This window comes from Oceanobacter kriegii DSM 6294, assembly GCF_000422845.1.
GTDB classification, from domain to species: domain Bacteria; phylum Pseudomonadota; class Gammaproteobacteria; order Pseudomonadales; family Oceanobacteraceae; genus Oceanobacter; species Oceanobacter kriegii.
Genome location: NZ_AUGV01000019.1, coordinates 17,458 through 40,840 on the forward strand (window position 1 = coordinate 17,458; position 23,383 = coordinate 40,840).

General features: G+C 57.1%; 18 protein-coding genes. 8 read left to right on the forward strand and 10 right to left on the reverse strand.

Features of this window, described 5'->3' with window-relative positions; genetic code table 11:
• Positions 1 to 98 precede the first annotated feature (98 nt).
• From G516_RS22060 to G516_RS0110760, 4 genes are all read right to left on the reverse strand, one after another.
• Positions 99 to 1,259 carry a mechanosensitive ion channel family protein gene (locus G516_RS22060; RefSeq protein WP_051219273.1) on the reverse strand — a complete coding sequence of 387 codons (1,161 nt, stop codon included), beginning with the start codon at positions 1,257 to 1,259 and terminating at the stop codon, positions 99 to 101.
• 195 nt (positions 1,260 to 1,454) lie between these two features.
• The gene (locus tag G516_RS23935) at positions 1,455 to 4,538 is read right to left on the reverse strand and encodes an ATP-binding protein (protein WP_051219275.1); all 3,084 of its coding nucleotides are present in this window, start codon (positions 4,536 to 4,538) and stop codon (positions 1,455 to 1,457) included.
• Positions 4,535 to 5,635, reverse strand: a complete 1,101-nt coding sequence (locus tag G516_RS0110755; protein ID WP_028293657.1) for a response regulator — start codon at positions 5,633 to 5,635, stop codon at positions 4,535 to 4,537. Before G516_RS0110755 ends, G516_RS23935 begins: the two co-directional genes overlap by 4 nt.
• Entirely contained in the window at positions 5,632 to 6,234 is a 603-nt protein-coding gene (locus tag G516_RS0110760) for an Hpt domain-containing protein (protein WP_028293658.1), read from the reverse strand. The genes G516_RS0110755 and G516_RS0110760 overlap by 4 nt, the downstream gene beginning before the upstream one ends.
• Positions 6,235 to 6,615: 381 nt before the next feature.
• Here G516_RS0110760 and G516_RS22070 point away from each other — a divergent pair, with 381 nt between their 5' ends.
• Entirely contained in the window at positions 6,616 to 7,446 is an 831-nt protein-coding gene (locus G516_RS22070) for a hypothetical protein (RefSeq protein WP_084644997.1), read from the forward strand.
• Positions 7,447 to 7,517: 71 nt separating this feature from the next.
• On the opposite strand, the gene rlmB is transcribed toward G516_RS22070, so the two are convergent.
• From rlmB to G516_RS0110780, 3 genes are all read right to left on the reverse strand, one after another.
• Positions 7,518 to 8,255, reverse strand: a complete 738-nt coding sequence (rlmB, locus tag G516_RS0110770) for a 23S rRNA (guanosine(2251)-2'-O)-methyltransferase RlmB (protein WP_028293659.1) — start codon at positions 8,253 to 8,255, stop codon at positions 7,518 to 7,520.
• Positions 8,256 to 8,758: 503 nt separating this feature from the next.
• The gene (gene rnr, locus G516_RS0110775) at positions 8,759 to 11,425 is read right to left on the reverse strand and encodes a ribonuclease R (protein ID WP_051219277.1); all 2,667 of its coding nucleotides are present in this window, start codon (positions 11,423 to 11,425) and stop codon (positions 8,759 to 8,761) included.
• Between the two features lie 188 nt (positions 11,426 to 11,613).
• Positions 11,614 to 11,985 (reverse strand): gamma-butyrobetaine hydroxylase-like domain-containing protein, encoded by a 372-nt coding sequence (locus G516_RS0110780; protein WP_028293661.1) that lies wholly within the window; start codon positions 11,983 to 11,985, stop codon positions 11,614 to 11,616.
• Positions 11,986 to 12,152: 167 nt separating this feature from the next.
• Between G516_RS0110780 and G516_RS0110785 the strand changes: the two genes are divergently transcribed.
• Entirely contained in the window at positions 12,153 to 13,793 is a 1,641-nt protein-coding gene (locus tag G516_RS0110785; RefSeq protein WP_028293662.1) for a methyl-accepting chemotaxis protein, read from the forward strand.
• A 160-nt stretch (positions 13,794 to 13,953) separates the two neighbouring features.
• Here G516_RS0110785 and hslU read toward each other — a convergent pair whose 3' ends face one another.
• Together hslU and hslV are read right to left on the reverse strand one after the other, a co-directional pair.
• Positions 13,954 to 15,294, reverse strand: a complete 1,341-nt coding sequence (gene hslU, locus G516_RS0110790) for an ATP-dependent protease ATPase subunit HslU (RefSeq protein ID WP_028293663.1) — start codon at positions 15,292 to 15,294, stop codon at positions 13,954 to 13,956.
• On the reverse strand, positions 15,291 to 15,842 hold the full coding sequence (gene hslV, locus G516_RS0110795; RefSeq protein WP_028293664.1) for an ATP-dependent protease subunit HslV: 552 nt from the start codon (positions 15,840 to 15,842) through the stop codon (positions 15,291 to 15,293). Before hslV ends, hslU begins: the two co-directional genes overlap by 4 nt.
• 206 nt (positions 15,843 to 16,048) lie before the next feature.
• On the opposite strand from hslV, the gene G516_RS0110800 reads away from it, so the two are divergent.
• From G516_RS0110800 to G516_RS0110815, 4 genes are all read left to right on the forward strand, one after another.
• Entirely contained in the window at positions 16,049 to 16,534 is a 486-nt protein-coding gene (locus tag G516_RS0110800; RefSeq protein WP_028293665.1) for an FKBP-type peptidyl-prolyl cis-trans isomerase, read from the forward strand.
• A 191-nt stretch (positions 16,535 to 16,725) separates the two neighbouring features.
• Positions 16,726 to 17,301: an LPP20 family lipoprotein gene (locus G516_RS0110805; protein ID WP_036535917.1), complete on the forward strand. Its 576-nt coding sequence runs from the start codon at positions 16,726 to 16,728 to the stop codon at positions 17,299 to 17,301.
• 75 nt (positions 17,302 to 17,376) lie between these two features.
• On the forward strand, positions 17,377 to 18,867 hold the full coding sequence (locus tag G516_RS0110810; RefSeq protein ID WP_156879019.1) for a hypothetical protein: 1,491 nt from the start codon (positions 17,377 to 17,379) through the stop codon (positions 18,865 to 18,867).
• A gap of 144 nt (positions 18,868 to 19,011) precedes the next feature.
• A complete protein-coding gene (locus G516_RS0110815; protein WP_211225101.1) occupies positions 19,012 to 19,653 on the forward strand; it encodes an MBL fold metallo-hydrolase in 642 nt (213 codons plus the stop codon).
• A gap of 168 nt (positions 19,654 to 19,821) precedes the next feature.
• Here G516_RS0110815 and rpmE read toward each other — a convergent pair whose 3' ends face one another.
• A complete protein-coding gene (rpmE, locus tag G516_RS0110820) occupies positions 19,822 to 20,031 on the reverse strand; it encodes a 50S ribosomal protein L31 (protein WP_028293669.1) in 210 nt (69 codons plus the stop codon).
• Positions 20,032 to 20,232: 201 nt separating this feature from the next.
• Here rpmE and G516_RS0110825 point away from each other — a divergent pair, with 201 nt between their 5' ends.
• Positions 20,233 to 22,443 (forward strand): primosomal protein N', encoded by a 2,211-nt coding sequence (locus G516_RS0110825; protein ID WP_028293670.1) that lies wholly within the window; start codon positions 20,233 to 20,235, stop codon positions 22,441 to 22,443.
• Positions 22,444 to 22,520: 77 nt separating this feature from the next.
• Positions 22,521 to 23,348 carry a CZB domain-containing protein gene (locus tag G516_RS0110830; protein WP_028293671.1) on the forward strand — a complete coding sequence of 276 codons (828 nt, stop codon included), beginning with the start codon at positions 22,521 to 22,523 and terminating at the stop codon, positions 23,346 to 23,348.
• Positions 23,349 to 23,383 lie beyond the last annotated feature (35 nt).

The window sequence follows — 23,383 nt, forward strand, 5'->3', positions numbered from 1 at the left end:
CAGAGCGGCCAATCAGAAAGTAAAAACTCACCGCTACGAGCCATTGGCCGCAGCGGTGTCGAGTGATATTCCAGAGCTGTTACGTTGTTTTGTTGCTGTTATTTCGCAGTCGTCTGAGCCGGTTCTGGCACCGGGGCAGACGGCGGATTGGAGGCCGGCGCCTGCATCGAACGTTGCAGGTTTTCCGGCATGCTTTCCAGGTGCAGGGTACGAGTCGGGAAGGCGCAGTCGGCCCCTTCGTCGTGAATGATGTTGATGATCTGCAACATCACATCCTGCTTCACCTTGTGGAAGGTGGCCCAGTCGGTGGTTTTGGTAAAACAGTAAATAAAGAAGTCGAGACTCGATGCCCCAAAGGCGTTGAAATTCACCATCAGGGTTTGATTGGTGTCGATGTCATCGTGGTTACGCAGCATGTCTTCCACCCGGCTCAGCACCGTCGCCATACGATGGCTGTCTTCATAACGCACGCCAATGGTTTCGTTGATACGACGGTTCAGCATCCGCGACGGGTTCTCTACCGCAATGCTGGTAAACACCGAATTGGGTACGTACAACGGCCGTTTGTCGAAGGTGCGAATGCAGGTTACCCGGAAGCCAATGCTCTCGACCGTGCCTTCAATATTGCGGTCTGGCGAACGAATCCAGTCGCCAACACGGAACGGGCGGTCCATATACACCACCAGCGATCCAAAGAAGTTGGCCAGCAAATCCTTGGCCGCCAAACCGACCACCAGACCGCCCATACCACCAAACGCCAACAGGCCCGAAATGGTGATGCCCAACGCCTGCAAAATCGGCAGCACCATCAAAACAATCACCACCACCCGGGCAATTTTCCCCACCAGCTCGATGGTGGTCGGGTCGGCACCGCGGCTGATCTGACGATGTTCCACCCGGTTGATCAGACGCCAGATGGCCCAGGCCACCAGCACAATCAGCGACAGCTGACGCGCCAGCGGGATGCTGGTCATCATATCCAGATCGAAATTGCGGGCGGTGATGTCCGCAATCCAGCTGGCACCCACCGCCAGAATGATCCAGTTAACCGGCACACCGACCGCTTCCACCACCACATCGTCCCATTGGTTATTGGTGCGGGTGACCAGTTTCAACAAGCGTCGACGGGCAAAACGCCAGACAAACCCCACCACCAGGGTGAGAGTCAGGGCAATGGAAACGTCCCAGAACCAGTCGTAATTCTGGTTCAGCAAATCCTGCCACCAGGCAGGCAGACTGGTGATATCGATATTCAGCATGGTGGTCCTTGCACGTCGTCAGATGAAGCGCCGTTGGCTGCGGCAGCGTATCAAATTAACGCGGTTGGACAAGTGACACAGGCGCAGAATTCCGACGCCAATTTTGGGGAATAGGTAGTGATGTGGGAGGCAGCTTGCTGCCGATGGCTTCGACTTATCGAGAGCAAGCTCTCTCCCACAAGCACGCCCGACAGATTACACATCACCACCCAGTTGGTTACGAATCGCTTCGCGGGTTTGCCGCCATACGCCTTTTGCAGGCTGGCAATCCACCTCAGGCTGCTGTTCCAGCGCAGTTGCCAGTGCCGCAAGACTCTCGGACAGCCTCAGCAGTTGCACGTGAGCGGCGGCTTTGCCAATCCGTTGCAGGTCGGCTTGTAAGCCTTCAAAGATCACCGACTGTTCTTCCGCAAACCAGACGTCAAGGGTTGGCCCAAAGCGGCTGGCGAATTTTTCCAGAAAGTTGGCGTAGCGTTCCTCGCTGCCCCAGCTGGCCAGAGCAGCCGAGCTGTCCAGCAGCGGTGTCTCTTTGGCCGCCGTCGATTTGGAAGAAGCATCCGCCTCGGCCTGGATGCCGGGTACACAGCTGACCATTTGCTGGCGCAACTGCTGTTGGGTAAAGGGTTTTGGCAGGAAGCCGCACAAACCTGACTCTTGTGCCTGCTCCCGCTGTGACTGAGTCACTCCGGCGGAGCAGGCCAGTACCGGCAGTTCGGCCCAGGCGTCCAGCTGATGAATTTCCCGAGTGGTCTGGAAGCCGTCCATATCTGGCATTTGCAGGTCCATCAGCACCAGATCCACCTCGGGTGGCGGCGTTTGCGACAGGTAAGCCAATACCTCCTGGCCCCCTTCAAAGGTATGCACAGAGCAGCCCCACAAACGCAGGAATTCCTCTGCGACTTCGCGGTTAAAAGCGTTGTCGTCCACCACCAGCAAGTGTTTGCCCGACAAATCCAGCGTTTGTTCAAGGTTGCTGTCTGTTGTACCCGCGGTGCGTTCCTGCGTATCAACCACCAGCTCAAACCAGAAGGTACTGCCCTTGCCTTCAGCGCTGGTGACGCTGAGCTCACCGCCCATGCATTGCACCAGCTCCCGAGAGATCGACAGCCCCAGCCCGGTACCGCCAAAGCGACGAGTGACCGAGTTATCGGCCTGATTAAAGGCGCTGAAGATGTTCTTGCTTTGCTCTTCGGTCATGCCGATGCCGGTATCGCTGACGCGAAACGCCAGCTGCCATTGCTCACCTTGTATGAGCTGGGCTTCGATCTCCAATGCAACTTCACCTTGCTCGGTAAACTTGATGGCATTGCCCAACAGGTTAATCAGCACCTGCTCCAATCGGGCTCGATCGCCCACCAGCAGCAGCTCTGCTTGCAGGGTGTGGTGCAGTTTCAGCTGCAGCCCTTTTTTCTCAACCGTCAGATCAAAAATGCTATGCAGTTTGCTGATGACATCATCAAGCGCAAAAGGGGCTTGCTCCAGCGTCAGCTTGCCCGCTTCAATCTTGGAGTAATCCAGTACGTCGTTGATGATGGTCAGCAGGTTGCTGCCGGCCTGATTAATCTTGCCGATGGTGTCCCGGTCCTTGCCGAACAGGGTCTTGCTGTGGGCCAGAATCTCGCTCATGCCGATGATGGCGTTCAGCGGGGTACGGATCTCGTGGCTCATGTTGGCCAGAAAATCGCTTTTCAAACGGGCGGTTTCGATGGCCTGCTGACGGGCCAGGTCGAGCTGATACATTTTTTCCTGCTGCAAGGTGGCCGCCAGTTCTTCGGCTTCAACCCGGGCGGTCACGTCGTCCATGCGGGCAATGATGTGGGGCTCGTCCCACAAAACGAACTGATTCAGCAGCACTTCGGTGTGGAAGACCGAACCATCCTTGCGCACGGCCAACACCCGGTTCGCATCCGCCAGCGCTGCCGCGGGCTCCGGCTCGTCGTCTCTGGACGTTGCCACATACACCCCGGAGTGCATGGCCGAAGGAGCCAGTTGCTCCAGCTCCATGCCTTCAATTTCGGTGCGACTGTAACCAAACATCTGACAAGCCGGATCACTGGCCATCACCACAATGCCGGATTTATTCACCACGATCATGCCGCCTGCGGTGGCGTTAAAGACGCTGCGAAAGCGCTGCTCATCGTCATTGAACTGCTGCAATTTGCGCTGGAATTCTTCGCTTTTCTGGCGCGCCAGACTGGCATTACGCTGGCCCCGAACCCACCCTCGGTAAAACTCCAGCAGTACAAACAGCACCACGCCCAACAGCGTAAAGAAGCCGAACACCGACAACCGGTACAGTCGTTTGGCCGCCGCAATTTCCTGATCCGACAGGCGATGCACCAATATACCCATGGCGTTCGTATCCGCCGCCAAACTGGTGCGTTCAGGAGGCAGCACCGAGCCCCACACCCAGTATTCGGCACGGTCGACCGTGCCGCCGACCCGATGATCTGTTAATTGCAGCTTTTTCGACAAAACATCGTCTTCGACCGGGAAATTAGCCGGTGGGCCGTACTGCCAGGGGCTATCGCCGCTTTGTTTGTGCAGCCAGATGCCAGAGGAGAAATAAAAGGCGGTCACGCCGGGGTCGCGCAGTGTCCACTCGCCAATCAGGTTCAGCGCCCGCTGCATCGAAATATTCACCACCACAAACGCGGTGGTATCTCCCGAGCTGCTGCGCAGGCGTGTACCAAGCCGAACGGTCAGCAACAGTGGCAATTCCACGGCGTCATTTTCAATATTGAAGTCGACCGGGCTGACGTATATACCACCGTCCCACATCATATTGAGGTCATTGATGTAATAGCGGCCAGCCTTGTTCTGGGTCTCTTTCAGCTCCACTCCCGACTGACCCAAAACATCCACACTGCTTTCCCTCTCAAGGGGTTGTTCCAGCCGGATCAGCTCCTGGCCGTCGGATCGAATCAGCCGAATCTGGTAGTAGTCCGGGTTGCGTTGCAGCAAGGTAACCAACGACTCCACCCGCTCTGGTTGCAAGCCCGATTCGATCTTGTCGAGGTAGTCGATGATTGAGGTTTCATGGGCCAGGCTGTCGATGTGTTCCAGATCTTCGTTGAGCTGGATACGGAACATCGAGGCTTCGGCTTCCAGCTGCACCACCTTGCTTTCCAGCAGCTTGCTGATGGTGCGCTCCGCCAGCCATTCAGACCACAGCCAGCCAAGCAACATCACCGGAACCAACCCCAGTAACAGCATCAAGCGACCGTACTTTACCAGCCAGTCGGGCACGGACATGCCATGCGAAGTGTCGTGGCTCATTGGATTTTATTGACCGCTTCAAGGATCGATTTCAGATCGTGCTCCATCGACGCGCCAACATCCTGCTGATCCATCATTTCATCGAGTCCGGCCTCCACCAGCCCGAGCAGGCGAGTCTCCTGCTCGTCATCAAGCCCCATGGTCAAAAACGATTCCTGCAGGTCGCTGACCACTTTATCGAGGATTCTGCGGCAGCTGTCCTGATGGTTCTGGTTGGCAATTTCAAAACGCTGCAGGGCGTCCTGGCACACACCGATCAGAATCTTGTTGCGCTCGCGGGCCAGCAGCGCCTCCAACTTGGGTACGGTGCCTTCCAGCAAGGTCGGCACATGGTCACGGTAACGGCCGCGCAAGTCGTCATCGTCGGGCATGTTTTTCACCAGCAACGACAGATTGCGGAAGTTGAAAATGGAGCGCTGGCCACGCTCGACAATACGGCCGCCGTCCTTCAGCTGGGTCAGCAGCTCCCGTTCCAGACCGGAAACATCACCGCTGGATGAATAGTGGCGTAGCTCGTTGCCATCACGAATCTGGAACACGCTGCTGCAACCAAAACGGCCAACGCACTGAACCACCAAAGCTCCCAGCGCGTCGAGGTCTTCGGTGGCATTCAACGCCCGCATAAACTCCAGCACAATGCCCAGTTCACCGGCATTGGTGAGCGCCGTCATCGCCGTTTGAAAGGCTTGCTGCTTTTCCGCCGCCAGAGCCTGACGCTGGTGCTGCTGCTGAATGCAGTAACGAATCTTGCTGCGCAGTATTTCACTGTCGAAGGGCTTGGTGATGTAGTCCACCGCACCGGCTTCCATCCCCAGCAGCTTTTCTTCCGTGGTGTCGTTGGCCGACAGGAAAATCACATCAATGGCGCGCAGGCGCTCGTCGCTGCGCATTCGCTGACAGGTTTCATAGCCATCCATTTCCGGCATCGAAATATCCATGATAACGATATCCGGCAGGTCGTCAGCGGCCAGCTTTTCCAGGCACGCGGCACCACTGCGAACAGCATTCACCCGGTACTCGTCCTTCAGCTTGTTCATCAACAGCATCAGGTCATTGGGGTTATCGTCGACCAGCAAAATATGGGGTAACTCGCTCATGCGCCCTCCAGGTGATCAATCAGTTGGCGCACAGCCTGTTGGCTGGCTTCGGCATCGAATTCGAACAGGGTATCGAGGGTTTGGTTGGCCAGCGTCTCGCCAGCGGTGCCCGCCAGTTGCGGCACTAGTGCTTCAAAGCACTGCATGGCAGCGCCATAGTCGCTTTCCAGCAACGACAACACCTCAGCCAGCTGTTGGTTCAGCTCGGCCGTGCCCGTTGGCTCCCCTGCACATTCGGCCTGACTTTCCGAGCGACTGGCCAGCGCCGCTGAGCAATGAGCCGAGAGCTGTTCAATTGCTTGCAGCAACTGGCGCTTGTGGTCATCCGTCAGGGCATCACCCTGCTTCAGGATTTGCTCGCAGTCGCTGGCCATGGCTTGAAGGCTGGCAGCCGACATATTGCCGCTGTTGCCCTTGAGCTGATGCAACCAGGATTGCAGCTCGTCGCCCTGCAAGGATTGCAAGCTGGCTGGCGCAGTCACCAGCATGTCGTTAAAACCGGCCAGCAAACGCCAGAACAGGTCTTCGTGACCGTTCATGCGTTGCAGCGCATTGGCGATGTCGATTCCAACAATATTGGGGATGGCAGATGTGGCCATAGAAGGCCTCGCTATTCCGGATACTCTCTACAGAATAGACACGAAAATCAGCGCCTCTGACGCGGGCGCCAGTGATGGGATAAATGGCAGCCGGAATGTCCCGCTGTGTTCACAACCCGCCGCGCGGGACAAGAAAAGCTCTCTTGCTATTTACACTGAATAGCCTGAATTTATTGTTCCATTTTTGAAGTCTTTTTAAATAAAACAAATCCGATAGTCTCGCTGTCCTTTCTTAAAGCGCTGCTATGTCCCGAAATAACACCTAGGCCCCGAAATAACACTCAGGTCCCGGAATAACACCCAGGTGTTGTAACGGCTAGCGCAACCGTGACACCCCAGCGACATCCTCTCGTCGCCCCATAAAAGAACTACAGGCTTTTCATGTACTCACGCTCCCTTCGCTCTTTTGGACTGCTGGCTTCCAGCGCTGTTGTTTTCCTTGGTATGGCCAACCCAGCCAGTGCCGCCATGCGCCAACAAGGCCAGTTTTACGGCTATTGGGGCTGGAACAACGCCACCTACTCCGACAGCGATATTCACTTCAAAGGCGATGACTACGATTACACCCTGCACAACGTCAGTGCCAGTGACCGCCAGACGCCGTTCAGCATCGCCCAGATTTTTCACAGCTACCTCAATCCGGGCCGCTTGACGATCCCCCAATACAACTGGCGCGTTGGTTATTTTGTTGCCGACAACTGGTCGGTATCGCTGGGCTGGGACCACATGAAGTACGTGATGGACCAGGGCCAGACCGTCACCATGACCGGCACCAATGAGCGCGAAGGCTTCGAGAAAAGTGATCCGGCGGCTGAAGACAAAGTGCTCAGCAGCGACTTTCTGACCTACGAACACACCGACGGCTTTAACCAGATTTCATTGGAAACCGAAGCCTACTTGCCGGTGTGGCAGTTCAGTGAGGAGCGGGATATCGCGCTGTTTGCTGGTGTTGGTGCCGGGGTGTTGTACCCGAAAAGTAACGTCACCCTGATGGGCGGCGACCGCAACGACGAATGGCACGTGGCCGGCTACAGCACGCTGGTAAAAGTGGGCGTTGAAGCCAACCTCTGGAAAGGCCTGTTTGTGCGCTTTATTGGCAAATACGGCTACGCCGATATGGACGATGTCCTTACCAGCAAATACAGCAGCGACCGCGCCAGCCAGACCTTCTATTACGACGAGTACATTGGCGCGATCGGCTACCGGTTCTGATTACCGGGCAAACACCAATAAAAAAGCGAGCCTTGGCTCGCTTTCAGGGTTCCGCTATTCAATAACAGCCATTACAAACCGCGCTGACGTACCGCTTCAAACAGGCAGATACCGGTGGCGACGGAAACGTTCACCGAGCTGACTTCACCGGCCATCGGGATATTGATCAGGCCGTCGCAGTGTTCACGGGTCAGGCGACGCATGCCAGCGCCTTCGGCTCCCATCACCAGCGCCAGCGGGCCTTTGAGGTCTTGCTGATAAACAGACGAAGTAGCTTCACCGGCGGTGCCGATGATCCAGACACCGCGTTCTTGTAAGTCTTTCATGGTGCGCGCCAGATTGGTCACTTGCACGTAAGGCACCACTTCGGCTGCGCCACAGGCAACTTTGGCGGCGGTGGCGTTCAATGGCGCCGATTTGTCTTTCGGCGCAATCACCAGATGCACACCGGCGGCGTCGGCAGTACGAATACAGGCACCGAGGTTATGTGGGTCGGTCACACCGTCCAGAATCAGGATAAACGGCGTGCCTTCGATCTTTTCCAGAATATCCGGCAGGTTGCGTTCAGAGGCTTGCTGAATGGGCTTGCGGAATGCGATCACACCCTGATGGTTACCTTCGACCTTCTGGTTCAGCAGGCCTTTGTCGGCTTCACGCACGGCGATGCCAAGCTTCATGGCTTCGTCCAACACCCGCTCCATCCGTTTGTCGAGGCGGCCTTTCTGCACCCAGACTTCAGTTACCTGATCCGGGCTGCGTTGCAGCAAGGTGGTAACGGCGTGGAGTCCATAGACAGCTTCGAGTTTCATACGGTGATTTCTCTGATGGTTCGGTGTTAAGTGGTATTAAGCAAAGCGCGGCCAGAAATCAGGCCGCGCTTTGGGTTTTGCTGTTTCTAAGTGCTGTGCGTCTGACATCCAGGCTGTAGGTTGGGCCCCGCCCAACTTTTGCTGGGCGAGGCCCAGCCTACAAGCTGCCTGGGATCGGGAATAAATTCCCTCCTACAAAGACCCAAGGCGGCCAGTTCAACGCCAGACGCCCAGCCTTGGGATGCAGCCTTCGGTGCGCAGTGCACACCCTACGCTTTTACAAGCTTCCGACAGTAGATTGGGCCCCGCCCAACTTTTGCTGGGCGAGGCCCAGCCTACAAGCTGCCTGGGATCGGGAATAAATTCCCTCCTACAAGTACCCAGGGCGGCCCGTTCGACGCCAGAGCCTGCGCGGCCCGCTCAACGCCAGACTCCAGACTCCAGACTCCAGACTCCAGACTCCAGACTCCAGACTCCAGACTCCAGACTCCAGACTCCAGACGTTAAGCCTTCTTCGCCTTCTTGGCGGCTTTTTTCTTGGCGTTCTTTTTGGCGTTCAGCTTCTGGCGTTTGCTGGGCTTTTTCTTGTCGGATTTTGGTGCCGACTCACTGCTTTCAGCATTGCCTGAAGGCTTCTTGCCAAATGGCTTTTTGCCGCCTTTTTTGGCCGGTTTGCGTTTGCCAGAGCCGGATTTTTTCGGTCCAAACGGACGGTCTTCCGCCGGTACCACATCGACCAGTTCACCGGTCATTGGGTCAACGGCTTTGCCAACATCGGCGTTCAGACGCGGTTTTTTGGTGCGATTTTTCGGCTTGTTTCCAACCTTCAATGGCTGCTCTTCAACGCCCTTGGCGGTCGCTACGCGCTTGCGTGGTACTCGCGCTGGTTCCGGCATTGACTGACGGCCGCTGTTGGTTGGCGCTGTTGCCAGTTCAAAGTCGATCTTGCGTTCGTCGAGGTCGACCGCGGTCACCATCACCCAAAGGCTGTCGCCGAGGCGGAAGCTGCGACGGGTGCGCTCGCCGGTCATGCGGTGTTTGACGGCATCGAAGTGGTAGTAGTCGTTGCCCAGTGAGGACACATGCACCAGACCTTCAACGTAAACGTCTTTCAGCTCAACGAACAAACCGAAGCCGGTGACGGCGGAAATCACGCCTTCAAACACTTCACCCACGCGATCGCGAATGTACTCACACTTGAGAAAGTCGGTCACGTCGCGGGTGGCGTCGTCGGCACGGCGTTCGGTCATTGAGCAGTGTTCACCCAGCTCGATGATTTTGGCCATGTCGTACGGGTAAATTTCCGACTTCGGCAGCGGCTTGGCCGTTTCCACCCGCACGCAGTTGCGGCATTCCTGTTCGGAGCGAATCACGCTGCGAATGGCACGGTGCACCAGCAAATCCGGGTAACGACGAATCGGCGAGGTAAAGTGGGTGTAGGCCTTGTAAGCCAGACCAAAGTGGCCTTCGTTGTCCGGCTGATACACCGCCTGACTCAGCGAGCGCAGCAGTACGGTCTGGATCAGATGAGAATCCGGACGGTCGGCAATTTGCTCCAGCAGAATCTGGTAGTCCTTCGGATGCGGATCACGCTTGCCGGTGTTCACCGACAGGCCCATTTCGCCAAGGAAAGCCCGCAGGTTTTCCAGCTTGTCGGCACTTGGGCCGGCGTGCACGCGGTACAGGCACGGCACTTCGTATTTTTGCAGGAAGTTGGCGGTACAGACGTTGGCCGCCAGCATGCACTCTTCGATCAGCATGTGGGCGTCGTTGCGCTCGGTCGGCACTATTTCCTGAATCTTGCGCTCGGCGTCAAACTGGATGCGGGTCTCGACCGAGTCGAAGTCCATCGCGCCGCGCTCTTCGCGCTTGCTGCGCAGCAGTTTGAACAGCTCGTACAGGTTGTCGATGTAGCTCACCAACTCACCGTAGTGATCGCGCCATTCCTGACCGGCGTCGGTGATTGGCGTCTGGATCATCGACCAGACCTTGTTGTAGGTCAGGCGGGCATGGGAGTGAATAATGCCTTCCTGGAACTTGTAGCCGGAGATGTTACCGGCCTTGGAGATGGTCATTTCACACACCATCACCAGACGATCAACATTCGGGTTCAGCGAGCACAAACCGTTGGACAGCTTCTCTGGCAGCATCGGCACCACAAAGCCCGGGAAGTACACCGAGTTACCCCGCTTGTGGCCTTCTTTGTCCAGCTCGGAACCGGCTTTTACGTAATGGGATACGTCGGCAATGGCGACGTACAAACGCCAGCCACCGGTGCTCTTGTTCTTTTCGCAGTACACCGCGTCATCGAAGTCACGGGCGTCTTCGCCATCGATGGTCACGAACGGCAGGTGACGCAGGTCGATGCGATTCACCTTGTCGGCTTCCGCCACTTCAAACGGAATGGCGTCGGTTTCTTCCTGAACGCCTTCACCCCATTCGTTGGGAATGTCGTGGCTGCGAATCGCCACTTCAATTTCCATCCCCGGCGCCAGGTGTTCGCCCAGCACTTCCACCACCCGACCCAGCGGCATGCTGCCCGGGTTCGGCTGTTGGGTAATGTCCACCACCACAAACTGGCCGTGTTCTGCCTTATTGCGGTTTTCCGGCGCAATCAGCACTTCCAGCGGAATACGCTTGTTGTCTGGCTGCACCACGCCCATGCCGGATTGGTCGTAATAACGACCGACAATCTGGCGGGTGTTGCGCTCAATCACCTGAACGATCTTGCCTTCCGGCCGACCACGACGGTCGTGACCCATGATCTGCACCGCGACCTTATCGCCGTGGAAGACCTTACGCATCTGGCGGTTGGACAGAAAAATATCGTCATCGCCGTCGCGCAGCACAAAGCCAAAGCCGTCTTTATGGCCCATCACCTTGCCAACAATCAGGTCGGCTTTTTCGAGTGGGAAAAACTGGTTGCGACGATTGCTCATCAGCTGGCCGTCACGGCACATGGCGATCAGGCGACGACGCAGGGCTTCAACCCGCTCTTCGTCGGTTTCAGCCAACGCCTGGCACACTTCCTCGTGGGTCATCGGCCGGTCGGCTTGGTCCAGAAAAGCAAGTAGCGCTTCCCGGCTTGGCACCGGATTGTCGTACTTCTGCGCTTCCTGCGCGGCATTGGGATCGTTGATGACCGGGGTTTTGGAAGGGGAATCCGCCAAGGGTCGGCTCCTTATGTTGATGCTTGTAAGGGGCACCGGGGCTTGCCATCGATTCGGTTGCGGCACGGCCTGCGGTGTTCAGCCGGTGTTCGGAAGCACCGGCAGATTGGTAGTATTGGCACAGTATACCGAAAGCAGGCCTGACGCGCCTGCTTTCGGGGTCAGCTATTTTTCAGGCTGATTTCAGGTTACAGCGCCTTGAAATTAATATTGAGACTGTCGCGGCTGGCACCGGCTTGCTCAAGCTGGTCGAGGTATTCCTGCCACATGCTGTCGTGATTCAGGCACACATGACGCAGATAGTTCCAGTCGTAGAGGCCGGAATCGTGACCATCATCAAACACCAGTTTGAGAGCGTAATTGCCCGCCGGTTCAATGCGCAGCAGGCCAACGTTTTTCTTGCCGGTTTGCAGCACACCATTACCGGTGCCGTGCCCGCGCACCTCAGCCGAGGGTGACCACACCCGCAGGAATTCAAAGCTCAGTGCATACACTTGCTCACCGTAGCGCAGTTCAACGCAGCGACTGTTCTTTCTGACTTTTATGCCATCTGGCTTCACTCATGCCACCTTTCTGACGATAACCATTGCAAGTCTGAAATATAACCTAGACTCAAAAGACCATCTATGAAATCCGCCCGCAGGCGGACGATGGTCGACCCACACTATCGCCCTTGCCGGACGCAAGGCGTGACCGACAAGAATGAGAGCAATACAGGTACCCGGGAATGAATTCACTGCGCCAATTGAGTATCAAAACCCGCTTGTGGATGCTGCTGGCTGCCACCATCGTGTGCGTTGCCGTCATCGTACTGCAAGGCTTGAACCAGACCTACGAGTCGACTCTGGCAGCCAAGAAGGCCTTCACCAAGAATCTGGTGGACGACACCTACAGCATCGTCCAGCACTACGCCGAACACGCGCGTGAAGGCCTGACCACCACAGAGCAGGCCCAGAAAGACGCCATGAAAGTGCTGATGGCCAAGCGTTACGACGATGGCAAGGGCTACTATTTCATTACCTCGCCACAGAACGTGATGGTCGGCCACCCGATCAAACCCCAGCTGATCGGCAAGGACCTGACCAACAATCAGGACGCCAACGGCAAATACCATTTCCGTGAGATGAGCAAGGTGACCGCCGAGAATCCGGCCGGTGGCTTCGTGTCCTATTTCTGGGAACACCCGGAACAGAAGCAACCAATGGAGAAGGTCAGCTACGTGCGCCTGTTCAAGGAGTGGGGCTGGATCATAGGCACCGGCGTGCATCTGGATGATGTGGCCGCCGCCAGCCGCGATGCCGGTATCACCATGATGACCACCTCGGTAATCTTTGTTGGCCTGCTGGTTGCCGTGATTCTGATGATTTCCCGCAGCATCGGCCAGCCGCTGTCGAACCTCAACAACGCCATGTCGAACATTGCCCAGGGCGAAGGTGACCTGACACAGCGACTGCCCGCCCGTGGCGACGATGAAATCACCGCCATTGCCCAGAATTTCAACCTGTTTGTGGAAACCATCCAGAATCTGGTGCGCGAGAGCCAATCAACAGCGCGTAACCTGTCAGGCCTGACCAGTGAGATCACCGGCCTTGGCAACGAAACCCGCCAGATGGCCGACAGCCAGCTGCAACAAACCGATCAGGCCGCCACTGGCTCCCAGCAAATGAGCCTGACCATTCAGGAAGTGGCCGGTAATGCCGAACGTGCGGCAGCCGCCGCCCGTGACGCCGATGACAACGCCCAGCGCGGCTTGCAGACCATGAAGCAAACCCGCGAACGCATTATGGAGCTGGCCTCCAATATTGATGAATCCAGCAATGTGATCCGTGGCCTGCAATCCGAAACCGACGCCATTGGCTCGGTGCTGGATGTGATTCGTGGCATCGCCGAACAAACCAACCTGCTGGCACTGAACGCCGCCATTGAGGCCGCCCGTGCCGGTGAGCAAGGTCGTGGCTTTGCGGTGGTCGCCGACGAAGTGCGGACCCTGGCGTCGCGTACCCAGGAATCCACCGAAGAAATCAACAAGATGATTTCCCGACTGCAGAATCAGGCTGCCCAGGCGGTCAGTTCCATGGAAGAAAACGCCCGCCATTCGGAAGCCACCTCCGAAATGTCGCGCTACGCCAGCGAAGCCATTTCAACCATTTCCGACGCGGTCAGCACCATTTCTGAAATGAACCTGAGCATCGCCGGTGCTGTGGAACAGCAAAGCGCGGCGGCCAACGAAATCAGCGGTAACGTCAACGAAGTGGCCGAAGCATCGCGCCGCATTGCCGACAACATGGGCCGCACCGAAGCTACCGCCAAAACCCTGGCCAGCAGCACCCAATCCCTGAGTTCGCTGATTGCCCGTTTCCGGGCCTGACGCCATCCATGTTTGACTGACGCTCTCTACTCGACGACGCCATTGGCGTCCTTGCCCGCTCCTCCCCGGAAGCGGGCTTTTTTATGGCCGCAAAACGCCCATAAAAAAACCGGCGGTGCGATGCACGGCCGGTTTCTTCATTTTTCTTCAATGACAGATATCAGAGAATAAACTGGCTGAGATCCTGGTTCTTGGCCACTGCACCCAGTTGTTCGTCCACATAAGCGGCGTCGATCACAACGGCTTCGGTCAGGTCTGTGGCTTCAAACGAGACTTTTTCCAGCAAACGCTCCAACAGGGTGTGCAGACGACGGGCACCGATGTTTTCGGTGGTTTCGTTAACGTCGTAGGCGATTTCTGCGATGCGCTTGATGGCGTCTTCGCGGAATTCCAGATCTACCCCTTCGGTTTTCAGCAACGCACGGTACTGTTCGGTCAGTGATGCACTTGGCTCGGTCAGGATGCGCTCGAAATCGTTCGGCGTCAGCGCCTGCAATTCAACCCGAATCGGCAAACGGCCTTGCAGTTCAGGAATCAGATCAGACGGCTTGGCCAGATGGAACGCGCCGGACGCCACAAACAGGATGTGGTCAGTCTTGACCATGCCGTGCTTGGTGGAAACCGTGCAACCTTCAATCAATGGCAGCAGGTCACGCTGAACCCCTTCACGGCTGACGTCACCGCCAGAGCCGCTTTCGCCGCGCTTGGCAACCTTGTCAATTTCGTCGATGAAGACAATACCGTTCTGTTCCACCAGCTCGACCGCACGAACCTTCAGATCTTCCATGTTCACCAGCTTGGCGGCTTCTTCGTCACGAATCAGCTTCATGGCATCGGCGATCTTCATCTTGCGAGAGGTTTTCTTCTCGTTGCCAAGATTGGAGAACATGTTTTGCAGCTGGCTGGTCATTTCTTCCATGCCCGGCGGCGTCATGATCTCAACACCCATTGGCGCCTGCGCCACTTCGATGTCGATTTCCTTGTCGTCCAGTTCGCCCTGACGCAATTTCTTGCGGAATACCTGGCGGGTAGAAGAATCTTCGCGCTTCGGCTCGGTGGTGGTATCCCAGTCAGAAGCCGGACGGGCTGGCGGCAGCAGGGCATCCAGAATACGCTCTTCAGCGGCTTCTTCGGCCTTGTTGCCGACCTTCTTCATTTCCTGCTCGCGCAGCAGCTTGATGCCGGTTTCGACCAGATCACGAATGATGGATTCAACGTCCTTACCAACGTAACCCACTTCGGTGAACTTGGTGGCTTCCACCTTGATGAACGGCGCGTTGGCCAGCTTGGCCAAACGACGGGCGATCTCGGTTTTACCCACACCGGTCGGGCCAATCATCAGAATATTCTTTGGGGTCACTTCGTCGCGCAGCTCAGGGTTCAGCTGCATCCGACGCCAGCGGTTACGCAGGGCAATCGCCACCGCACGCTTGGCATCGTGCTGGCCGACAATATGGCGGTCCAGCTCGTGAACAATTTCTCTTGGAGTCATCTGGCTCATACGTTTTCTCCGCCGTTGACGTCTGCGCCTTCCAGACATTCAATGGTCATATTGTCGTTGGTGAAGACACAAATTTCACCGGCAATGGCGAGGCTCTTCTCGGCAATGTCGCGGGCGTTCATATCGGTGTTACGCAACAACGCCCGGGCAGACGCCAGCGCAAAATGACCGCCGGACCCCACACCAATCAAATCTTCTTCCGGCTGCACCACATCACCGTTGCCCGTAATAATCAGGGAAGCGGTATGGTCAGCCACGGCCAGAATGGCTTCCAGCTTGCGCAGTGCGCGGTCGGAACGCCACTCTTTCGCCAGTTCCACCGCCGCACGGGTCAGCTGACCGTGGTGCTGCTGCAACTGGGCTTCGAATTTCTCGAACAAGGTGAATGCATCCGCCGTGCTGCCTGCGAATCCGGCCAGCACCTTGTTGTTGTACAAGCGACGAACCTTGCGGGCGTTGCCTTTCATCACGGTATTGCCCAGGGAAACCTGGCCGTCACCGGCAATCACCACCTGGTCGCCACGGCGTACGGATACAATCGTTGTCATACGTTTTTCCTGTCGGCTTTCGGTTAAAGGAGAGAAATGGGGGCAACAATTTTGAAATCAAGGGGCTGACAGCGCAGACCAGAATTGTTCTCAAACAGACTATTGCCAAGCCGCCCGCCGGTGTAGACACTGCGCAGCCAGAGACACGCTTCGCCCGGACACACACCGTGACCGCAAGCGCGCCACACCCAGACAAGAGACCCACCATGATTACCAAAAATTCCGTCGTTGAACTGCATTACGAACTGTCTGAAAAAGGCGGTGAGCTGATTGAATCCACCCGTGCCGCCAACAGCGACCCGATTTTGTACCTGCACGGCCACAACCAAATGCTGGCCGCCTTTGAAGCCGCCATCGAAGGCCATCAGGCTGGCGACACCTTCGACATGGAACTGAGCCCGGAACAGGCCTACGGCCAACCGAAGCCAGACGCCACCATGCGCATTCCGGTCAAGCACCTGCAAGGGGCCAAAAAATGGAAGGCTGGCATGCTGGCCGATGTACAAACCGAGCACGGCCCTCGCAAGGTACGGGTGATCAAGCCAGGTCGTTTTATGGTCGAAGTTGACACCAACCACCCATTGGCCGGCAAAAGCCTGAAATTCGCAGTAGAGGTGATCAGCGTGCGTGAAGCCACCGCCGAAGAACTGGCCCACGGCCATGCTCACGCTGGCGGTCACTGCCACAGCTAAACAGCCCGCAAAACGGTCACATGGATGGTCGAAAATCTGACCTGCAACCTGTATCCGGCCATCCCGTTGCTGGCATACTGTTCTCTACCCAAAAGGGCATCGCAGTATGGCAGCGGCGTGATAAGCTGCCAACACGATGCATTTGACCGTCACAGCCTTCTGGCTTTGCCTCCCCTATCAAGGAGAAGATGATGAAGATTCGTACTACCCTGGTCATGCTGGCTGCTGCCGCAACCCTGGCCGCCTGTGGTGAAACCAAGCCCCAGGCCGTCGATTGTCCTTACCCGGGCACCAACCAACCGGCACCTGCCTGGGTGTGTGGTGAAGCCCCTGAAGGCGCTGGTTTGACCGCCGTTGGTTTTGCCGACAAGTCCGGTGCTGGCATGAACTTCATGAAGCAAATGGCTTCTGCGGCAGCCCGTGCGGAACTGGCCACCACCATGAAGGTGGAAGTGTCCAACATGATCAAGCAGTACGCCGAAACCACCGGCGCTGGCGACGATGAAACCGTCGATCTGGTGAACACCTCGGTCACCAAGCAGATCACCTCGGAAACCCTGATTGGCACCCGCATTCTGAAGCAGGTTTCGATGCCAAATGGCGGTCTGGCGGTACTGATTGGTCTGAACCCGGAAGGCGTCAGTGAAATTGCCGAGCAGGCACTGAAGACCTCTATGGCCAACGATCGCGCTTTGTGGCAGAAATTCCAGTCTGAAAAAGCGTTCGATGAAATGGCAGAAGACATTGCTGCCATGAAAGGCGAGTAACCGACTCGCCAGACGATAAAGCCGGCGTCTGCCGGCTTTGTTGTTTCTGACACTGTATTCGTTGTGAGGGCCGATATGGCTCATTGTTCTGTGATGACCTTGTCCACCAGATTGCTGGCCGGTGCGCTGGCGCTACTGCCACTCAGCAGCCTCGCCAATTCCGAATACCAGCAATGGCTACAACAAACCCGCAAGGAATATCAGGCCTACCTGGATGCCAACGACAAGGCATTTCTGGGATTCCTGCAACAGCAGTGGGAGGTCGTGGATATCTCCGCGCCGGAACAGCGCGATAACACCCCCAAGCCCGTCGATCTGCCGCAAGCACCAGAGCCGGAGCCGGTCATTGAAGACGACACGCCGCTGGTGACCCTGCCGCCTGTACTGCCAGAAGCACCGAACAAGCCGACACCACGACCAAAAGACGCAGATACAGATTCAGATACAACAGCCACACCATCCGCACCGAAAAACCAGCGGAAGGCACAGCTGGATTTCTTTGGCGACCGCATCACCATTCACTACCCGAAAACCTTTCGCCAGCAACGCTTCTTCCGTCGCGTCAGCAGCGACGGCATCGCCAAGGCCTGGCAAACCCTCGCTGAAACCCCGCATCAGGCATTGGTGAGCGAGCTACAGCAAACCGTCCAGCAGCTGCAACTGAACGACTGGGGGGCCGCATTGCTGTTCGACCAATTTGTTCGCAGCCTCAATATTTCCGAACATAGCCGGGTGCTCACCAGCTGGTTCCTGCTGGTCAAGGCTGGCTACGATGCCCGCGTCGCCTATGACGACAAGCAGGTTTACCTGTTAATCGCGACCTCCGAGCAGCTTTACGGTGTCACCTTCTTTACGCTCAACGGCAAGCGCTATTATTCGGTCAACCTCAACGGCGACAACCTGACCGCCAGCTCGGTGTACACCTACGACGGCCAACACGACCTTGGCAAAGCACCGATCCGCTTCGATCAACCCAACCGTTTTGTCGCCGGCGGCAATACCGAACGCCGTACCCTTGAATTCAACTACGACGGCCACCCCTGGTCGGTGCAGCTGGACTTGCCACAAGGCTACGTCGGTTACTACGCCCAATACCCGCAACTGGCATTAGCCAGCTATTTCCGAGCAGGCGTACCCACCGCCATTGGCCAGCAATTGCTGCAACAGTTGCAGCCACTGGTAAAAGATCAAACCGAACTGGAAGCCGCCAACCGCCTGATTCGCTTTGTGCAAACAGCATTCGCCTACGAAACCGACGAACAGCAGTTCCAGCAGGAGAACTACCTGTTTGCGGCCGAGACCCTGTATTACCCCTACTCCGACTGCGAAGACCGCGCCATTCTCTATTCCTGGCTGGTCAACGAGCTGTTGGGACTGGACACCGTGATCATGTCGTTTCCGGGCCATGTTGCAACGGCGATCAACTTTCGCGGCCACGTGGAGGGGACTGGCTGGCAGCAAAACGGTAAACGTTACGTCATTGCCGACCCGACCTTTGTGAACGCCAACGTCGGCATGGTGATGCCACAGTACAGCAAACTGACGCCCACGCTGACCGGCTTCTGATCCGAGCTATTTCTGAGATGGGCTGCCTCTGAGTCGGGCTGTGTGCCAAACAGCAGCCCCTCGATGCGCAGGACGGGAGTTTGATACACTGCCAGTCGCAACCACCATTCACGATAACAACAGCGAAGGGCCAACACAGTGGCACTGATCTACCGGGTCATTCCCGTTACTGCCTTTGCGCAGAACTGCACCATCTTCATGTGCGAAGACACCAAAAAAGCCGCCATCATTGACCCCGGTGGCGACGTCGCAAAGATCGAAGCAGCGCTGGCCGAGATGGGTGCTGTAGCGGAAAAAATCCTGCTGACCCACGGTCACCTGGATCACGTTGGCGGCACCGCCGAACTGGCCAGCAAACATCAGCTGCCGATCATTGGCCCGCACAAAGACGATGGCTTCTGGATTGACGCACTGGCCCAACAAGTACAGATGTTCGGCTTTGCGCCGGTGGAAGGATTCGCGCCCGATCAGTGGCTTAACGACGGCGACACAGTGCAGGTAGGCAACGTGGAGTTGAACGTGATCCATGCCCCTGGCCACACCCCGGGACACGTTATCTTTTACCAGCCAGAGCAACAGCTGGCGCAAGTGGGCGACGTACTCTTCAATGGCTCCATTGGCCGCACTGACTTCCCCAAAGGCAACCACGACGACCTGATTCACTCCATCCGTGAAAAACTCTTCCCATTGGGCGATGAGGTACGCTTTATTCCCGGCCACGGCCCGGAATCCACCTTCGGACAAGAGCGCCGCAGCAACCCGTTTGTGTCAGATCACAGGGGCTGAGGAGTCGGATGTCGGATGTCGATAAAACGATCGTAGGCTGGGCCCCGCCCAGCAATCGTTGGGCATGGCCCAACCTACAAGACTCTTCCGCAACGTTGCCCAAACGACAGCCACAAAAAAGCCCGCACAATGGCGGGCTTTTTTGTGAGCGTTGGTGTGGCAGTAAAATTACTTGCCGAAACCACCAAAACGCTTCTTGAAGCGGTCGATACGACCACCAGTGTCTACCACTTTCTGCTTACCAGTGTAGAAAGGGTGACATGCAGAGCACACGTCCAGGTACATTTCGCCTGGCTTGGCGGATTTAGTGTTGATCACGTTACCGCAAGAACAGGTTGCAGTCAGTTCAGCGTATGCTGGATGAATACCGTCTTTCATGGAACACCTCGAAATCTTCACGCCGCTAACACCTTGTGGGATGCCACCGCGCTACTGTTATTGACCTGATTAACAGGCTACCAAGTTAAAGTTGCCTCGGCTTTATATGGCTGGCTTGGCTATTTTCAAGCGATCCAGCCCCTTGCGGAGACAATAAGGACGCGCATAATACCAGACACTTTTCAACCAGCAAGTTTTTTCATGTCTTTTTACGTTGTACGGGTTGCCGTGCCAGTGCCGTTACGGCGCAGCTTTGATTACCTGCCTACCGAGGGCAGCCAACGCAGTGACTGGCAGGCCGGACAGCGGGTACGGGTGCAGTTTGGTCAGCAGTTGTTGACCGCCATTGTACTGTCGACCGAAACCGACACCGACGTGCCTGAAAAAAAGCTCAAACCCTTGCTGGAACGACTCGACAATGAGCCGGTGCTAAGCGCTGAACAGCTGCAACTGGGCCAGTGGCTGAGCCGCTATTACCACCACAGCATTGGCGAAGTGCTGGAACTGATGCTGCCCGCGCTGTTGCGTAAGGGCAGCTCACTGGACGAAGCCCTGGAAGACGGCTGGCAACGCCGCCCCCATGAACAGGAACCCAGCCTGCGTGGCAGTCAGCAACAGGCGCTATGGGCCTGCTTTCAGCAGCAACCCAAATGGGCCCACAAGGCACTCACCAGCCAGGGCTTTGGCGCTGCGCAAATGCGCCGCCTGGAGGAGCTCGGCCTGATTGAGGCCACTCGTACCCTGCCAGTGCCCGAGCTCGAAACCGAGCTGCGCGAAGCGCTGCCCTTAAACAGCGAACAGCAAAAGGCCCTCGATGCCCTGCTGCCGCTGTTGGGCAGTTTCAAACCGGCACTGCTGGAAGGTGTGACCGGCTCGGGCAAAACCGAAGTGTATTTGCAGCTGATTGCAGCGGCTCTGGAGCGCGGTGAACAGGTCATGGTGCTGGTGCCGGAAATTGGCCTGACACCGCAAACCGTACAGCGTTTCAGGGAACGCTTTAGTGTACCGATTGTGTCGGTACATTCCGGCCTCAATGACCGTGAACGCCTGCAAGCCTGGAGCCTGTGCCGCAATGGCACGGCCCGCATTCTGATTGGCACCCGATCCGCCGTGTTCACGCCGATGCCAGAGCTTGGCCTGATCGTACTGGACGAAGAACACGACGGCTCGTTCAAGCAACAGGATGGGGTGCGCTACTCCGCCCGCGACTTTGCGCTGGTGCGGGCACAAAAAGCCAGTGTGCCCGTGCTGCTGGGCTCGGCAACGCCGGCACTGGAAACCCTCCACAATGCCCTCAGCGGCCGCTACCTGCATCTGAAGTTGACCCAGCGTGCGGGCAACGCCCGGCCACCGGGCATGAAGCTGCACAGCATTTTGCATCAACCACTGACCTTCGGACTGGCCCAGCCGGTGCTGGCCAATATCCAGAAACACGTGGAAGCCGGTCGTCAGGTGCTGATTTTCATCAACCGCCGGGGCTATGCGCCGCTGTTTGCCTGCCCCGACTGTGGCTGGCTGGCGGAATGCCAGCATTGCGATGCCCGCATGACGCTGCACCAGTCACCGTTGCGGCTGCACTGCCATCATTGCGACCACCAGCACGGTGTACCGGCCTTCTGCCCCAAGTGTCACAGCGACAAGGTCACCGCATTGGGTCAGGGCACCGAACGACTGGCCGAAGATTTGGCGGTGCTGTTTCCGTACATTCCCATCACCCGGGTCGACCGTGATACCGCTCGCACCCGCAACGCCTTTGAAGAACTGCTGGAGCAGGTTCACGAACCCGGCCCACGGATTCTGATTGGCACCCAGATGCTGGCCAAGGGCCATCATTTCCCGGCCGTCACCATGGTGGTGATTCTGGATGCCGATGCCGGTTTGTTCAGCGCCGATTTCCGCGGTATGGAGCACACTGCCCAGTTGGTGCTGCAAGTCGCTGGCCGAGCTGGCCGGGCCGAGCACCCGGGTGAAGTCTGGATTCAGACCCTCTACGCCGACCATCCACAGCTGAATCTGCTGATCAACGACGGTTATCACGCCCTGGCCCAAACCCTGCTGAAGGAGCGCCTGCACCAGCAGTTGCCACCGCATGGCTATATGGCGATTTTGCGGGCCGAGTCGCCCCAGAAGCATCTGGCCGAGCAGCTTCTGCATCAGGCCCGCGGCTTCCTGCAACAGATATCCACACCCATTCAGGTCAGCGACGGCCCGGCACCGCTGGTGCTGGTTGGCCCGTTTCCGGCCATTATGGAACGTCGCGCCGGTCGCTTCCGCCAGCAGTTGCAGCTGTTCAGCCCGGAACGTGGCGGCTTGCACAGCAAGCTCGATCCCCTGATTGATTACCTGCAAAGTCTGAAAGGCTTCCATCAGGTGCGCTGGCACCTGGACATTGACCCCACAGATACCATTTGAGCCCCGTCCGGCAAAACCGTCAGCCTTGACTATACTGAGGGCAACCGCGAAAACGCCTATCAGCATCAGGTTTTGCCATGGAATATCTCAGCTTTTCACACGATGACAATCACTACGCCGTGTCATTGAATCGGGTCCGCTACATCGCCGCCGACAACAGCTTGCCGGAAACGCCGATCGCCCAGAGCGGCAAAAAGATGATCAACACGGTGCAGTTTGAAAAGCAGGTGTGCCAGCTATTGGGCATGGAAGAACTGCTGGGGGCGGCGTCCAAACGCCACGAAATTCAGGATTTGACCCAGCAGCTGAAAGACCATGAGCAGGACCACCTGCAATGGATGGACGCCCTGGAACAAGCCATTCGTAACAACAAGGAATTTGCGCTCAGCCGCGATCCCGACACCTGCAAGCTGGGCCGTTGGTACAACGATTTCCACAGCGATGACCAGAACCTGACCCACCTGCTGAAAAAATTCGACCAGCCCCACCGTCGTATCCATCAGCTGGCCGGTGAATTGCTGACACTGGCCGCCGACGGCCACCAACAACAGGCGCTGAAAGAACTGCAACACCACCGTGAAACCACCCTGCAACGACTACGTGACCTGTTTGCCGACGCCCGCGAACTGGTGTCTGGCAGCTTGCGCCCCACCATCATCATGCTGCAAAAAAACGACACCAGCATGGTTGGCCTGAAAGTCGAAACCATCGGAGAAGTGTTTTCGACCAGCGAGCCCCAGCGGGACTCCAGCTCCGATGGTTTCCTGCCGTCGTTTGCCTGCGGCTGGCTCAAACACGTCAAACTGGTGGAGGGTGTGCGGCCAACCATTATGGTGATTGACCCGGCCCGACTCGGCGTTGAAGACGTGCCGCAGCAACCGCTGGCCAGCGCTCAATCCGCCTGATCCGAACTCCGCGGCTGGTCAATAGTTTTTGTATT